The sequence below is a fragment of the Ktedonobacter racemifer DSM 44963 genome (genome assembly GCF_000178855.1).
In the GTDB taxonomy this organism is placed as follows: Bacteria; Chloroflexota; Ktedonobacteria; order Ktedonobacterales; family Ktedonobacteraceae; genus Ktedonobacter; species Ktedonobacter racemifer.
Genome location: NZ_ADVG01000002.1, coordinates 2113392 through 2127543, shown reverse-complemented (window position 1 = coordinate 2127543; position 14152 = coordinate 2113392). Strand labels below are relative to the sequence as shown.

The window sequence follows — 14152 nt, the reverse complement described above, 5'->3', positions numbered from 1 at the left end:
TGTACCTCAGGCAGGCGTATGTCGCAACATATTAAGGTTCTATATGTACGTGGGTACTGTTAGATAAGTTTCACCTGGATACTGCTGTGGCTCTGTTCTTGCTGCTCACGCTCAATCCGCTCCAGAAAGGTGCTAAGCGTAGCGAGATAGGCCTCTGGCTCCTCCAGGTGCGCATAGTGTGCGCTTGCTGCAAAAAGCACGAGCTGGCTATCGGGAATGCCCTGCTGTAGGATGGAGTACTGCTGATTGGTCATACCCTTGCAAGCTGGTTTCTGCTTCTGCATTCGCGCCTGCGGTGCTCAGGGTGAAGGGATGAGAGCAAGCTGGTCTCTGCTTTTGCATTCGCGCCTGCGGTGCTTAGGGTGAAGGGATGAGACGGCTGATTGGCTGGCTCCGCCAGCCAATCAGCCGTCTCATCCCTTCACCCCCGGTGAGCTTGCGAACCGGGGCAGATGGCAGAAGAGCTGTAAAACCTAGAGAGCACCCAGCGCTCTCTGGTTGATTGCTGAGCGCAAGTGTTACAATGAAGGTGAACTGGCCCTTGCCTACAGGAGTTGGCGAAGGCTGTAGTGAAAATAAGTGCATGTAGAGAAGCTAGAAAGAGGGTGCGATGACTGCAAGTTCATCCACGAAACTACGCGTAACAGTGTGGAACGAGTTTCGCCACGAACGCCACAGCGAAGAGGTTCAGAAGCACTATCCAGAAGGTATTCATAAAACTATCGCCGGTTTTCTCGGCGAGGCAGGCCTGGAGGTGCGCACTGCGACCCTTGATGAGCCAGAGCATGGCCTGACCCAGGAAGTGCTGGATTCAACAGATGTGCTGACCTGGTGGGGGCATATGGCGCATGGCGATGTCAGTGATGAGATCGTCGAGCGCGTGTACAAGCGCGTACTGGACGGTATGGGTCTGATCGTGTTGCATTCTGGGCATTTCTCCAAAATCTTTCGTAAGTTGATGGGCACAACCTGCGACCTCAAATGGCGCGAGAGCGGTGATCGTGAGCGCCTCTGGGTTGTTGCGCCAGGACACCCCATTACTGAGGGCCTGGGCGACTACTTTGAGATCGAAGAGGAGGAGATGTACGGCGAGCACTTCGACATTCCCACCCCCGAGACGCTAGTCTTTATTAGCTGGTTTACTGGTGGAGAGGTTTTCCGTAGTGGCGCCTGCTATACACGAGGTCGCGGCAAGATCTTCTATTTCCGCCCTGGCCACGAAACGCTGCCAACCTACCATAATAAAGATGTACAGCGCGTAATTGTGAACGGGGTGCATTGGGCCGCGCCCACGCCGGGACAGCCTCGCGTCTTTGGCAATACTCCCGCCCTGGAAGGCTCCAAATAAGCGAACTCTTGTTAATAAGCACGAGGCAAGCAATCATTGCTTGCCTCGTGCTTATTTATCACTGTACGATGGGAATGTCGATCCCCAATTGCGCGATTAAGCCTTTGATGCCGCCACCATAAATCTGCTCGATCTCGATACGCTGTATCTTCTCGTCACCCAGAATGTAGATGACATTCTCCGAGGGCATGGAGATGCTCTGGGCGGTTTGTGGGATTGGTGGCGTCCCTAATACTGGAATAATAAATGAATTACTTTGATAGCCAGTAACCTGCCAGGTTGCGCTGACCTTGTTTTCGCCCTCCTCCAATACATTGTGCAAATGATAGGTGAGACCAGGAAAACCCTCCTCAAGCGCGTGTACGACCTCTAAAAATCCATGTCGGTCCAGCGGCCTGGGGGTCCAGCCCGAGAAAACAAAGTTATCGGACAGGTAGCCCTCATAGACATCCTGCTCATTATTGTCGAGCGCCGACATAAACTCGCGCACAATATCGATCTCTCTCTCGCTCATCTTGATATGCTCCTCTCTATGCCAGGGATATTATAACGCTTCTAAGAGAGACACGCTTTGTGGAGGCGAGAAGTAGATCCCTGCTTGTGCTTACCACCCCTACTAAAAAGACGCTCCTCAAAGTTAGGCTGAGTAGTATCGCTGGGATAGAAATAAGACGAGCAAGTTAATAAGGTATTAGGACTAAAAACATTCATCTTGCCGATACGCACTTTAATGATCTATACTACATGTAGGAATAGCAGAGCTATAGATTATGCGTAGTGTTGTTGTGTAGTGTTAAGGAGGGGTGTATGCTGAGTCGAGGGATACAGCTATTTCTCGTTGTGGCTTTGATTGTGTTCCTCGTGTTTCTCTTCCGTCCAGAGTATATAGCGAATGCTGGTAATGCGCCGTTGAAGTCTGTAGATGGCTCCAATGCTTCGGGAACAGCTCAACTTATCCCCAAACAGAGCGGAGGTGGAAGCGACTTCCAGGTGGCATTGCAGGGTTTGAAAAACAACTTCGAGTACGTGGTCACTCTGGATAAGGGACGTTGTGGAGGCAGTTCAGTCGCAACAATTGGCACGGTGGCTTCAGACCAGGGAGGAAACGCCCTGGTAACGGTTGGGCACAATGATCTCAATGCCAACTTACAACAGGGATTGTGGATTGATGTGCGCCGGGGAGACGCCTCTGGACCGAGTGTGGCCTGTGGGCAATTGCAGTTGAATAGCCAGCAACTCGCGCAGTTTAATACCAGTCAGAGCAGCCAGGTGAACCCTCTGAGCACGAGTACGAGCAACGCGACTCCGACTACCAGCACCAGCAGTGGTACCATCTGGGATAATCTGCTCGTGGGCTTTCCACAAACAGGCGCGGGCCCTGGCAATAGTCATAGCTACGATAACTATACCTATCCCCGTAAGCGCTAGTAACCTTTGTTTACGAAAGAGAAGGACGGGGGGCATGCCCCTGGCCTTCTCTTTCGTAAACAAACTATTTAGCGTTTGAGGATTAAGACTTTGAAGCCGCCCAGGCCGCCCGGGCTGGTCAGCGCGGAGACGCGTTGGCGCACATTGTACCACTGGAGCAATTGTACCTGGCCCTGGTCGCTGGCCCGATTCTGGATATCATCGAGCGCGGCAAAATCGCGCTGACGGATACGTTCTAGTTCCTCGTAGATTCCCATGTCTGTGAGCCAGGCGCGCTGCGTCGTGAATTTATGGAGGCGCAGTCCCTGGCGCCTTCCCTCTTCAATGAGCGTGCTGAAGTTGACGTGCGCGGTAATATCCTGCTCTCCGGGGCGCAGTAAAGGGCGTTCGGTGAGTTGGTGCTGGTAGTAGCAAGCCAGCGTTCCGGTAAAGCGCTCAGGGATATAGTGCTGGCGCGCCAGGTCGCCGTAATCAATAGCCAGGAGAAAGCCGCGTCGCTTGCGTTTGGGATTTGAGCCGAGCAGGAGCTGGGCCGAGCGCCTCATCCAATGGCGAGCATCCAGGTTGATTTCGGCGCGCCAGCCATCGGGGTAGGTGCGCCAGGGAATCTTATAGTCATCCAGGTAGCTCGCGACCTCCTCGCTACTGGGTGCCTGGAGCAGCTCACCGAACCTCCCATTCTGTTCGCCTACGTAGACCTCATACAGCTCACTGCCACGCTTCTCAACGAGATGGACTGGAAAGGCATCCACCAGCTCATTGGAGAGCAGGACAGTAGGCGCCTGTTCAGAAGCGACTGAGAGGGCATCCTCACCCGCGCCGATGTCGCTGCTTACATAGTGCAAGGCCTGGTGAAAGGCTGGGTGTTCCTGGCTCGCCCAGGCGCGGATGCCCTCTCCTAAGAGGCCCCGATTGGCCCCCTGTTCCAGCACGAGAAAGTGTGCAGGTTGCTTGAGCATCTCCCACATCTGGAGCAGTTGCCGCCCCGTACAGTGGGCAAAGATTTCGGAGACATCACTACTGGTGAAGAAATCGCCCTCCCAGCCCACACGTGTCTTGCCGCTGACATAGTAGCCCTGCCCTGGTTCATAGAGGGCCATCCGCATATACTCAGCGAAGGGAATGGGGCCGTGCTGGCGTATGGTGTCAAGAATATGTGCTTGAAGTGGTGTGGTTGTATGCATGTGCTCTATGTGCCGAAGTTAACGACCAGCAGGTCGAGCGCCATCTCTGGCTCCAGGCGGCTACGCTTGAGTGCCGCGTCGGTATCCAGGAGCTGGCGATAGGTATGTTCAAGCTGGGCCGTACTAAAATTATGCACCTGGCGCAAGGCTTTCTCCGCCACAAAGGGTGCGATACCCAGGGTAGAGGCGACCTGTCCGCCGCGCATCCCCTTCTGGGCCAGTTCCTTGACCAGGAGCAGGGTGCGTACCTGGGAGGTGATGAGGCCTATCAGCTTGAGAGGGGCTTCCCCATCGGCCAGAAGGTCATGGAGAATATTGAGCGCCTGTTTGCGATTCTTCTGGGCCAGGGCATCGGTGAGATCGAAGATGCGTGCCTCCTGCACCTGCGCCGAGAGGGTACGTACCTCCTGCACGGTAATCGTGCCGCCTGGACCCACATATGTGGCCAGCTTTTGCAGCTCATTGGCCAGTAAGCGCAACTGATTGCCGATAAAGTTAGCGAGTAAAGCGGTCGCCTCGGGTGCGATCTTGACATCCAGGGTGCGCGCACGCGCGGTGATCCAGCGTTCGAGCTGTGCTCCCTGGGGCTGTGTGCTCAGCGTAGCTTTCCCATGTTGCTCTGCGGCCTTGACCAAGGGATTTGCCTTGTCCAGGGCTTCTTCAACGATGAGAATGAGCACAGTGCTCTCTGGCATCTGACCGACGTGTTCTGCTAGGGCCTTCTCATAGGCAGCACGCGTGAGGGCGCCACCCTTCGCGCCTTTCTTGCTACGCTTTCCCCTGGCACCTTTAGTGGCCTCCTCCTGCGGAGCAGCAGAGGTGGTTGAGGACTCTCCGCGTTTCTTCTTGGGGAGTCCATCAATAACCACCAGGCGCTGCTCAGAGAGAAAAGGCTGTGTTCCGCTGGCCATCATAATCGTTTTCAGATCCGCCGTCGTACCATCATAGGTATCCTGGTTGAAGCCGAAATCGCTTTGTTGACGCAGCTTTTTGAGAAGTTCGCGACTGGTGAACTCATCATCGCCATGCAGGAGGTAGAACATACGTGTGCAGTCTAAAGCCAAAAGGCTATTCGTGAGCGGGACGACGATAATCGCGGTTGCTTCTGCTTGCCACCAGAACGTCGACCAAAACACCGCCAGCCAGGCCGAGGATGGAGCAGAAGAGCGCCGAGGCGAAGAAGGCCGCACCGGGATTCGAGGAGAGCACAGGGGGATCAGAAACCAGGGTACCAACCCAGGCATAGATCGCTACAAAGCCAATGAAAGATCCCAGGAATGCTCCGAGAATCGCGAAGACGCGGTGCTTAATCGCGCTAAACCAGAACGCGAGAAAGAGCGCGATTGGCAGCGAGATGAGAAAACCAAAGAAATCACCAATGAAAATACCATCAAGTGGGTTGATATGCAAAGCCATTATAGCAGCCTCCTGAAGGATGGTTAGAGTTGATAGACTATGTTCCAAAACTATTTTCAATTATACGGCAATTTCGCCAGTGCGACAACTGAGGTAGAAATTGCTCAGAGAAAAGAGGGTGAGGTGGCGGGATTGGCGCAGCCAATCCCGCCACCTCACCCTCTTTTCTCTGAGCAGCTTATTATTGTCAGGGCCTAGACTGCGCTTGTTTGGGTTGCCTTGAGCATCTCCAAGCGCTTAAGGCGGCGTTGCATATGCCACTGTTTGAGGCTATGGCGTATAACGCTGAGCATAGAGACATCCTGGTGGGCGCGATAGAGTGCCCAGCCAATCTTAGGCAGGCTCAGGGCATCTGAGTAGACCAGGAAGCGGCTCTCCCAGGCGGGATGAAACTTCTTTTTGAAGTTGAAGAGTGACTGGTTCTTGGTGGGATCGCCAAAGCGATTACTCAGGAAATCGATGCTGCTCCCCAGGAAGGTATCATCATCCGCGTTAACATCACTGAGCGGTGCCAGGCCCAGGCTCATCATGGTCGCGCCCGTATTTTTGATGAATTCAATCGAGCGTGCAAGCAGTAGCTCCATGGTGCCAGGGGCGGGCTGTTCGGCGCGGCGCATCAGGTCAAGCCCCCAACCATTGCGACCATAGATGGGCACGAAAGAGACAAAGGCGTGAACCTTGTTATGGTCATCGACGGCAACGGCATAGATCAGCTCTTCATCACCCGTGGGATCAAAGTGCCCCATGCTAAAGCCCATCTCTGTGCCGCCTTTTTCATCGAGCCAACGCTGTGAGATGCCCTCCATCTGCGCAAGTTGTTCCAGGTCGGTCAAATGACCTTTGTAGAAGTCGATATGAACGTTGTCTTTCTCGGCGCGTTTGGCGCTTGAGCGTACATTGGCCATCGCCCCACCTTTCAAGGTAAAGGTCTGGGGGTTGATGACTGCATCTTCACCAATTTTAATCAGGTGCAGACCCAGGGTTTGATAAAGCCGTTTTAACTCATCACGGATCTGCCAGAAGACCACGGTCCAATCCTGCTTATTGCAGAATTCTACAAACTCACGCATGATAATGGGGAGTTCCGTCTCTGGTCCAATGGGGTCGCCTGCTACCACTGCTGTACTGCCCTCCAGGACATAGCTAATGACTGCTCGCCCTGAGGAAGAGAAGAAGTAGAGCTTCTCTTCGGTGAGCGCGAAGTAGGCGATGGAGTTTTTGCCGTAGAGATGGGCTAGCTCCCGGGCCTTGCGACGCTCAGTATGCGCAGGTAGGAAGGCGGCGGCCACGGGGCGGAAGATCTGGATCATACCATAGAGCACGGCACAGATGCAAAGCGTGCGCAGAATGGGCGCGAAGAGAAAGGCTGGCGATGACATCGGAACATGCAGGTGTGCGCGGGTAAAAATGCGGAAAATCAGGCCTGTAAAGCCGATGCGCCGCGAGATTGGTTCTAGATCGTCAAAGAGGGCCAGGAAGCCACCGATGGCGTAGAAGAAGACGATGCCCAGGCTTAGGACCAGGGCGGCGTAACCACGTAGAACCGAAGGTGGATCGCTGCGTGCCTGGAAGAAGCGAACTGAACAGGCTATCAAGATGGCCAGAACCATTGCACTAACGGTAGCCAGGATCGAGCCACCGCGAAGCACATGCAGAAAGATTGCAGAGAGGAGGAGCAGAAAAATGCTGATCAGCCAGGCGTGACGCTTCCCCCGTGCCAGGCCATACGAGAGCATAATGAGGAAAAAGCCCACTACAACGGTGAGTACCTGCGCGCGTAGTTGCGTATGGGGCAGCATCGCTGGCCACTGACCAAACTGTAAGATCCAATCAAACCTGGGCAGAAACGCTGAGAGCATATCTGAAAGCCCAACCAGGCATGTAATTACTGCCAGGGCATAGCACACAATATGTTTTAATGGTCGGTTGGCTGGGATGCGAAGTGAAACACTCTCTTTTTGCATAGAGCTATTACAGAAAGCGGCACCATACTCCGTGTCACCTGTTGAGGAAGGAAGGCCGCGCTCCTTTCTTTGACTGAAATTCACCCTTCCCTACGGAGAGGACATTTTGAATAGGGGGAATGTCCTGGAAACTCCCCATGTAAGCAGTTACTACACAAAGTATAATTATGTTCAAAACAATGTATTTTTGTGCCACAAAAATACATTGTTTTGGTGATTGTCTGGGTGCAGCGTCTCCTATTGATAATAGACGTATACCTACCCCAAAACGTCTCGTCTATATTACCGATTTGGTACAGGTGCTTGCAACACATCTATTGAGCAATGCGTATATAAGACAAGCAAAAGACTTGATGAAGCATGTATGCATAAGGCTATACAGCTAGGAAAATGAGGAGCAGGGTAATGATGCATCGAGCAACCTCTTTAGGCTTGAATGAGCGTGTTGAGCGTGTACTGGCGTACGCACTCTTCTGGGTTTCGGGCCTATTCTTTTTCTTTCTTGAGAAGAACCGCCAGGTTCGTTGGCACGCCCTACAATCACTCATTACTTTTGGGGCACTCTCCCTGGTGATTTACGGGGTCGGAATGTTACGAGCCATGTTGAACCTGATTCCTCTGCTGCGCTTGATCACGAATTTTGGCCTGGGCCTGTTTATTGATATGTTGTGGTGGGCCTGGGCGCTACTCTGGATCTGGCTAATGATTATGGCGTGGCTCAAGCCCGATTATCGCCTGCCCTTTGTAGGTGAGTGGGTGCGGCACATCATCTAGATAATAAATAAGAGTGTGTGCTGGTGAACTGGCTCTGCCAGTTCACCAGCGCACACTCTTATTTATTATCTCTGTTGGGATAGAGAAGCCCTAGAGCCAGGCCATAGGAGGCGTGGCGGAGCATATTTTGCCAGAACGAGCGCCAGCGGAAGAGGTGGGGCATCTCGCCATTGCGAATCAAGGGGTGGTACTTATCGGCCAGGGGCGTAATCCACCAGATGGCGAAGACGAAGGTCTCGCCAAAAATTGTGCCCCGTAGCCAGGCTGGTCCTGGCAAGAAGCGCTTGATGACCGCGGCATAGAGCTCCGCCAGGACCACACCATTCAGGAGGTGTAGCAGCCAGGCCAGAGCGGTGATGCGTTTGCTTCGCTTCTCGCCAGCGAGCATCCCTTCTAGAAAGCGTACATCGCTAAAACGGTTCCCGATAAGAACTTTATCGCTCTCCATGGCGATACTATAAATGAAGGTTGCTATAAGGCCTGCGAAGGCGGCTCGTCCGGGTTTCCAATCGCGAGCGAGCAAGCCTGGAAGCACCTTCCCTACTTTTTTCATATCGTCTCCATCTCTTCAATGTGTGCGGGACGTGCCTCTTGCTAAAAAGATTGCTACAATAGACCCACACAATGTAGCCAGGAAGTTTACTGTATCGTTATTGATATGACGAGATCCGCGCAGAAAGAGGGTCGGTGTCCCACAATTATGGACCCGGCGCTCGGTCTCTTTGGCGCATTGTGGACAATAGTACATGGCCTGGACGGTTGCGCCCAACAGGCTATCAAAGAGGCTACCAGTCAGGCCACTGAGCAGGGCGATAAGAGGTAGGCGGCGCGCAAAGCGATCTCTCGGCTGCATGAGCCAGTTGAAAAGGCCCAGAGAGAGTGCTCCCGCCGCCGAGGCCGTGGTTCCCAGGGGCGTAATCCCCCCCGAGGTACCTGGCGTTGTGATACGGCCATTCGTAATCAGGCGTGGAGCGTGAGGGCTGAGAACGCCTAGCTCCGTGGCCCAGGTATCGGCGTTGGCCGTGGCGAGCGCGCCTATATAGCCAGCGTGCAAGGCCTGGCTTGCCTGGGTATTGCTGCTAAACGCGTGTGCGCCTGCCAGGAGCGAAGCGACTCCACCATTGGCCATGACCTGGGCGAAGTCGCGTTGTGCGCCCTTGCTAAACTTGTCAGCGGCGGTGGCGGCCTTCTCTTGCGCGCGAAAGTGTGAAAAGAGGCTGGACGAGACAAAAAAGAAGATCAACGAGAGTCCCCAGGAGCTTCCTCCTAGCCCAAAAGTGGAGGTGCCGGTGATGACCGCGCCAGCGACTCCACTGCGATCAAGGGAGCGCCTGCGATAGGCGAGGGTACTAATACCCGCGCTTAAGAGCAGGCCAAGAGCGACACGAGGGAGCTGGTGTGTTAACATACTGGACAGGGGGGCCTGGTGCCTGGGAGCTCGAATCATGTCTTTTATGGCACACTCACGCCAGCGAGGCTGACCAGTAACTCTGTTATAGGTGCGTCTACATGCTTGGAGAAACATCAAAAGTACCTCTTAAAGAATTGTTTGCGCATTCTGTTACAGATTATAATCCTTATCAGTTTTATCATAGAGACAGACTTTGTTGACTGGCAAGGGGGAATCTGTTTAGCCGAGAAGAATGTACTCTTTATCAAACTGCCAGTCGTCAATGACCTCAAGCTCAACGTAGAGATGTGGCTGGAGTGGATCAATGTGCTTTGTAAGATGGATGTCGACAACCCGGTTATCATTGATGTTAAGTTCCTGGCAAAGCGCATCTTGAGTGATCTTGAGTCCTCCATCCAGGTCCCGTTTGAGCGGGGTGGAGAAGAAGAAGTCCAGAAAGAGTGCCAGATAACCTTGTTGAAATCGCTGTCGTAGTGCATCATGGAGTGTACCCTGGCGTTCGAGCGTGCGTATGGCGTCGCGCACCTGGCGCTTAAATTGGCGTGCAACAGCCGTGCTGACGCGGTGTCCATTGACCGTCGCATATTGCTCGTTGATGCTGGGTGGAAGCGGGAGGGTCAGACGGAGCAGAGCTGGCGGCTGTTCTGACATGGATGGTCTCCTGGTAGGTAGTACTTTTGGAATCGACAACGCGTGTATTGTATCATATCAGCATGCCTTATTATGCAAATTATCATACGTATCTGACCGACAATACGTCTGTGACCTGGCACCTGGAAATGGTTGGCTGCTATTTCACTGCTTAAAGATGAAGAAGCGGGTGCGTTCACCCGCTTGGAGACACACGCGTGTATGGAGAAGCTCTGAAGGGTAAAAGCAACTTTGGAACGCTGTAAGCGCGTCTCGTCAATGCGCCAGGGCTTCGCTTGCGCACAGCATAGTACAGCTAGAAGCATCTTGTTCTTGTGGTTGGGCGAGTATCCTAGCAGGAAAGTACATGGCTACGTTGTATAACAAGCGCGACTGGCGAAAGTGAGGAGTTATTGTGATTAGATGTAATCGTTGTGGGAATGTCTCCCCTGCTAGTGCGGGGCAGTGCCAGATGTGTGGTGCGCCGCTTGCTAGCAGTGTAGAAAATGGGCAGCCACTTGAAAACTGGCAGACGGGAAATATGGCTCCTAACCGGAGCGGGCAGGGCCAGCAGGAACTTCCCGCGTGGCTAGAATCGCTACGAGCAGGAGAGATGCCGGCTGCGCCTCCCAAGAGCCCCGCGAGCTTTACGGCTGGGGACTTGGTTGAAGAGGGATCGTTACCGACATGGATGCGTTCAGAGCGGGGTGAGACCGGAGAGGTGCCGCTACGTCCCTCGGGCTTTTCGGCCGCGACCACTGGCGAGGGGGGCATGCCCAAGCAGGGCTTCGACGCCAATTCCTTGATTGATGAGAATTCGCTACCGTCCTGGATGCATGAGGGGAAGAAGAATGAAAGCGCTCCTCTGCCTCAGGGCTTTAATGCCTCTAGCCTGGTAGATTCCGAGGCGCTGCCCGAGTGGATGCGTCAGATCCATCCGCAGGCTCAGGCTTCCTCGCCTATGACGCCTACTCAGCAGCCTGCGCCAGCCATGCCAAATATCGCGCAGACGCCGCAGCCAGCGTCGATGCCTCCAATGCCAGTTGTGCCAGAGCCATTCACACAGGCACCTTCTCCCTTCAATTCCACGCAGAATGCGGCTGCAGAGGTGAATTCCGGTGCTTTCTCGGCCAACTCGCTTATTGATCCACAGGCTCTCCCCTCCTGGATGAAGGAAAATGAGGCGGGCGGCGCTCAGAGCCCTGCTAGCGCACAGTCGTTTCAGCCAGGCTTTGCCGCTTCATCACTGGTTGACGCGAATGCGCTTCCAGGCTGGATGCGCGAGAATGCACAAGGTGCTCCATCGCAGTCGAACCCGGCAGCGAACACTGGGGGGGCTATCTCTGCATCGTCTTTTGTTGATGTAAATGCCCTGCCCAGCTGGATGCGCGAAAGTGAAAGCTACGCTCAGGGGAGCGCGTCCACAGGTCCGCAAAGTGCCAATCAGGCGAGCATGCGTGTACCCAGTCGTCCACGTAGTGAGGTGAGTTCCACCGAGGGTAGTGAAGTTGCAGCCAATGTCTTCGCTTCAATGCTAGGCGTGGCCTCGGCCGCGCCACAATTCCCCGGGCAGCCACCAATGCAGCCACAGCAGCCACAACAATTACAGCCAGGTTCGGTTCCAATGAGCAACGGTTCACCTTTTATGGGTGGAGCGCCAGGCGTTCAGGGTCCCGCCTCTGTGGGTATGCCACAGGGACCTACTTCCTCGCCAATGCCTCAGCCAGGTGGATATGCAGGGAGCGGTTCATTACCGGGTGGTATGCAGGGAGCAATGCCTGGTATGATGGGGCAGCCGCCACAGCCTCAGCAAGGTCAGAGCATGTCTGGTATTTATAATAATCCCTACGCCTATGGCAACGCGCCTGCCGCGAATCCTAATCCTTACAGCATGGGTGGAAACAGTCCGATGCCTATGGGAAGTATGGGGCAGATGCCAAATAGTACTAATAATATGCCCGGCGCGATGCCTTCACAAAGTGGTATTGGTCCAATGGCGGAGCCGTCCCGATTGGAGTCGCAGAAACCCGCGAAACGTGGGTTGTTCAATGCGATCCGCGAGCTATTCTTCCGCTAATTATTAGAAGAGTGGTTATCCAGATATGTACACACAATCCTATCCAGAGGTCGGACGGGGGCCAGCACAACACGCGCTGGCCAATTCATTGCTCGTCGCTGACTGTGGGACCGTCTTTACGAAGGTCTCACTTTTTGGGCTTGTTGAGGGCCAGTATCGCTTGATGGCGCGTGGAGAAGCGCCAACTACTATCGTACCTCCGCACGAAGATATAACCCGGGGTGTGATGCAAGCGCTCAACACCATTGAGTTCGTGACAGGCCGTAAGCTGGTGAAAGATGGCTTGGTTCTGACGCCAGAGCAGTCAAATGGCGATGGGGTGGATGCCTTTATTGCTACTATCAGCGCGGGTGGTCCACTGCGCCTGGTCGTTTTAGGTGCGGTCGATGCCAAATTAGAGAGTCTCGCTTCTCAGGCGATTTCAGGCCTGTACGCGGAGATGCACGTTATCCCGGCCCCCTCGTTTCAGGCGGCAACCTCGCGGACCCCTCTTTCAGTGGGAGCAGCGGGGACGGAGGAGAAAGCTCCCACCGAGACCTCCTCCTGGACACAGGAGCGCGTCACCAAAGAGTGGGAGCGCCAGCTGGCGCGTATGCGCGAGCTACAACCACAGGGAGCCTTAATTGTAGGCATGACTGATAGTCCCGCAGGCCCCAGTCCTCTGCAAGAGGCGTGCCAGTTGCTGACCAACGCGGATCGCCAGCGCAAAGAACTCGGGAGCAAGGCTGTCGAAGTGCCAACCCTGTATGCCGGGGCACCCCAATATGTAGAGGCCGTGCGGCGTATGCTCAATGGTGTCTCCACCGTGACACGCCTGGATGCGCTTACCGCTTCCGAGCAGTTGGGCCAGGTGAGTCTGGCTGTTGGCGGCCTGCATGAGCGCAATGTAATCCAGAGCTTGCCAGGGTATGCGCGCTTACAGGAGTGGTCTGGTGGGGCCACTCCTGTCGCAACCGCTACCTCACTGAGCAGTCTGGTGCGTTTCCTGGCGCAACACTATGCCATGAACGTGACCGCGGTTGATGTGGGTGGGCTGACAACAACAGTGATGCTGGCTGGTGAGCAGGGCGAATTTGTGCCCACCGTAAATGCTGGTATTGGTGTCGGGCCAGGCCTGAGCGCGTTGTTGCAGCGTGTTGGTTGGCAACGTGTCGGTCGCTGGCTACCTTTCGTGGTGACGGAAGAGGAACTGCGCCAGTACGCGCTAAATCAGATGGCGCATCCCGCCTCTCTCCCCACGAGTTCGCGCGAGTTAGCCTTTAGCCAGGCTTTTGCGCGTGAAGCAATGATGATCACCATGGAGGAGGCTCAGAAGGCCAGCAGCGATGAACTCAACTCTGATCTCATTCTTGCTACAGGCGGTATTCTGGCCCATACACCCAAATATAGCCAGGTGGCGATGATGCTGCTTGATGCGCTCCAGCCACGTGGTATTACGTCACTCGTACTGGATCGCACCATGCTGATCTCACAACTGGGGGCTGTTGCCGGTATCGCGCCCATCGCTGCGGTGCAGGTGAATGAGAATGATGCCGTTTCGCACCGCCTGGGAACCTGTGTGATCCCCTATGGCGATTTGAAACCAGGGCAATTAGCCGTGCGTGTTGGTGTAGTATATAATAACGGACGCCAGATTAATGTCGATGTAATGGCTGGCTCTATCGAGGTCATTCCTCTGAAGGTAAACGAGCAAGCCCTGTTGACCCTCTTCCCCGCGCCGGGCGTTGATGTGGGTCTTGGTCCTGGCGAGCGTGCGCGTGCTGCCGAAGAGATCGATGGTGGCCTGGTGGGCCTGATTATCGACGCACGTGGGCGTCCCCTGGCGCTTCCTGCAAATGATGTGGAGCGGCATGCCCGCCTCACACAATGGATGCAGGCGTTGAACGTCTAAGTGCCTTTCAAAATGGACGCGGGCGTGCG

The 14152-nt window shown here is 54.7% G+C and carries 14 protein-coding genes; 5 read left to right on the top strand and 9 right to left on the bottom strand.

What is annotated here, in order from left to right; genetic code table 11:
* Positions 1-59: 59 nt before the first annotated feature.
* The gene (locus KRAC_RS25430) at positions 60-254 is read right to left on the bottom strand and encodes an alpha/beta fold hydrolase (RefSeq protein WP_040444142.1); all 195 of its coding nucleotides are present in this window, start codon (positions 252-254) and stop codon (positions 60-62) included.
* 356 nt (positions 255-610) lie between these two features.
* Between KRAC_RS25430 and KRAC_RS25425 the strand changes: the two genes are divergently transcribed.
* The gene (locus KRAC_RS25425; RefSeq protein ID WP_007912123.1) at positions 611-1348 is read left to right on the top strand and encodes a ThuA domain-containing protein; all 738 of its coding nucleotides are present in this window, start codon (positions 611-613) and stop codon (positions 1346-1348) included.
* Positions 1349-1406: 58 nt separating this feature from the next.
* On the opposite strand, the gene KRAC_RS25420 is transcribed toward KRAC_RS25425, so the two are convergent.
* Positions 1407-1862: a nuclear transport factor 2 family protein gene (locus KRAC_RS25420; RefSeq protein ID WP_007912122.1), complete on the bottom strand. Its 456-nt coding sequence runs from the start codon at positions 1860-1862 to the stop codon at positions 1407-1409.
* Positions 1863-2155: 293 nt separating this feature from the next.
* On the opposite strand from KRAC_RS25420, the gene KRAC_RS25415 reads away from it, so the two are divergent.
* Positions 2156-2776, top strand: a complete 621-nt coding sequence (locus KRAC_RS25415; protein ID WP_007912121.1) for a hypothetical protein — start codon at positions 2156-2158, stop codon at positions 2774-2776.
* 68 nt (positions 2777-2844) lie between these two features.
* Here KRAC_RS25415 and KRAC_RS25410 read toward each other — a convergent pair whose 3' ends face one another.
* The 4 genes from KRAC_RS25410 to KRAC_RS25395 all read right to left on the bottom strand — a co-directional run bounded on the left by KRAC_RS25410 (position 2845) and on the right by KRAC_RS25395 (position 7340).
* Positions 2845-3960 (bottom strand): class I SAM-dependent methyltransferase, encoded by a 1116-nt coding sequence (locus KRAC_RS25410; RefSeq protein ID WP_007912120.1) that lies wholly within the window; start codon positions 3958-3960, stop codon positions 2845-2847.
* Between the two features lie 5 nt (positions 3961-3965).
* Positions 3966-5024 carry a DNA polymerase III subunit delta gene (gene holA / locus KRAC_RS62465; protein WP_157507042.1) on the bottom strand — a complete coding sequence of 353 codons (1059 nt, stop codon included), beginning with the start codon at positions 5022-5024 and terminating at the stop codon, positions 3966-3968.
* 4 nt (positions 5025-5028) lie between these two features.
* Positions 5029-5376: a hypothetical protein gene (locus tag KRAC_RS25400; RefSeq protein ID WP_007912118.1), complete on the bottom strand. Its 348-nt coding sequence runs from the start codon at positions 5374-5376 to the stop codon at positions 5029-5031.
* 194 nt (positions 5377-5570) lie between these two features.
* A complete protein-coding gene (locus KRAC_RS25395) occupies positions 5571-7340 on the bottom strand; it encodes a bifunctional lysylphosphatidylglycerol flippase/synthetase MprF (RefSeq protein WP_040444139.1) in 1770 nt (589 codons plus the stop codon).
* 405 nt (positions 7341-7745) lie between these two features.
* Between KRAC_RS25395 and KRAC_RS25390 the strand changes: the two genes are divergently transcribed.
* Entirely contained in the window at positions 7746-8114 is a 369-nt protein-coding gene (locus KRAC_RS25390; protein WP_007912115.1) for a DUF4870 domain-containing protein, read from the top strand.
* Between the two features lie 58 nt (positions 8115-8172).
* On the opposite strand, the gene KRAC_RS25385 is transcribed toward KRAC_RS25390, so the two are convergent.
* From KRAC_RS25385 to KRAC_RS25375, 3 genes are all read right to left on the bottom strand, one after another.
* Positions 8173-8667, bottom strand: a complete 495-nt coding sequence (locus KRAC_RS25385; RefSeq protein ID WP_007912114.1) for a DUF6789 family protein — start codon at positions 8665-8667, stop codon at positions 8173-8175.
* A gap of 15 nt (positions 8668-8682) precedes the next feature.
* The gene (locus KRAC_RS25380; protein ID WP_007912113.1) at positions 8683-9639 is read right to left on the bottom strand and encodes a DUF92 domain-containing protein; all 957 of its coding nucleotides are present in this window, start codon (positions 9637-9639) and stop codon (positions 8683-8685) included.
* Between the two features lie 105 nt (positions 9640-9744).
* Complete coding sequence (locus tag KRAC_RS25375; RefSeq protein WP_007912112.1) at positions 9745-10176, bottom strand: RusA family crossover junction endodeoxyribonuclease; 432 nt, start codon at positions 10174-10176, stop codon at positions 9745-9747.
* A gap of 394 nt (positions 10177-10570) precedes the next feature.
* Here KRAC_RS25375 and KRAC_RS25370 point away from each other — a divergent pair, with 394 nt between their 5' ends.
* The gene (locus KRAC_RS25370; protein ID WP_007912111.1) at positions 10571-12232 is read left to right on the top strand and encodes a hypothetical protein; all 1662 of its coding nucleotides are present in this window, start codon (positions 10571-10573) and stop codon (positions 12230-12232) included.
* A 25-nt stretch (positions 12233-12257) separates the two neighbouring features.
* Positions 12258-14123: a glutamate mutase L gene (locus tag KRAC_RS25365; protein WP_007912110.1), complete on the top strand. Its 1866-nt coding sequence runs from the start codon at positions 12258-12260 to the stop codon at positions 14121-14123.
* Positions 14124-14152: the final 29 nt, after the last annotated feature.

Excerpts from the sequence above, each read along its gene's own strand:
- KRAC_RS25380 (WP_007912113.1), bottom strand. The coding sequence starts at position 9,639 with ATGTTTCTCCAAGCATGTAGACGCACCTATAACAGAGTTACTGGTCAG.
- KRAC_RS25385 (WP_007912114.1), bottom strand. The coding sequence starts at position 8,667 with ATGAAAAAAGTAGGGAAGGTGCTTCCAGGCTTGCTCGCTCGCGATTGG.
- KRAC_RS25390 (WP_007912115.1), top strand. The coding sequence starts at position 7,746 with ATGATGCATCGAGCAACCTCTTTAGGCTTGAATGAGCGTGTTGAGCGT.
- KRAC_RS25430 (WP_040444142.1), bottom strand. The coding sequence starts at position 254 with ATGACCAATCAGCAGTACTCCATCCTACAGCAGGGCATTCCCGATAGC.
- KRAC_RS25400 (WP_007912118.1), bottom strand. The coding sequence starts at position 5,376 with ATGGCTTTGCATATCAACCCACTTGATGGTATTTTCATTGGTGATTTC.
- KRAC_RS25415 (WP_007912121.1), top strand. The coding sequence starts at position 2,156 with ATGCTGAGTCGAGGGATACAGCTATTTCTCGTTGTGGCTTTGATTGTG.
- KRAC_RS25410 (WP_007912120.1), bottom strand. The coding sequence starts at position 3,960 with ATGCATACAACCACACCACTTCAAGCACATATTCTTGACACCATACGC.
- KRAC_RS25395 (WP_040444139.1), bottom strand. The coding sequence starts at position 7,340 with ATGCAAAAAGAGAGTGTTTCACTTCGCATCCCAGCCAACCGACCATTA.
- KRAC_RS25365 (WP_007912110.1), top strand. The coding sequence starts at position 12,258 with ATGTACACACAATCCTATCCAGAGGTCGGACGGGGGCCAGCACAACAC.
- KRAC_RS25420 (WP_007912122.1), bottom strand. The coding sequence starts at position 1,862 with ATGAGCGAGAGAGAGATCGATATTGTGCGCGAGTTTATGTCGGCGCTC.
- KRAC_RS25425 (WP_007912123.1), top strand. The coding sequence starts at position 611 with ATGACTGCAAGTTCATCCACGAAACTACGCGTAACAGTGTGGAACGAG.
- KRAC_RS25375 (WP_007912112.1), bottom strand. The coding sequence starts at position 10,176 with ATGTCAGAACAGCCGCCAGCTCTGCTCCGTCTGACCCTCCCGCTTCCA.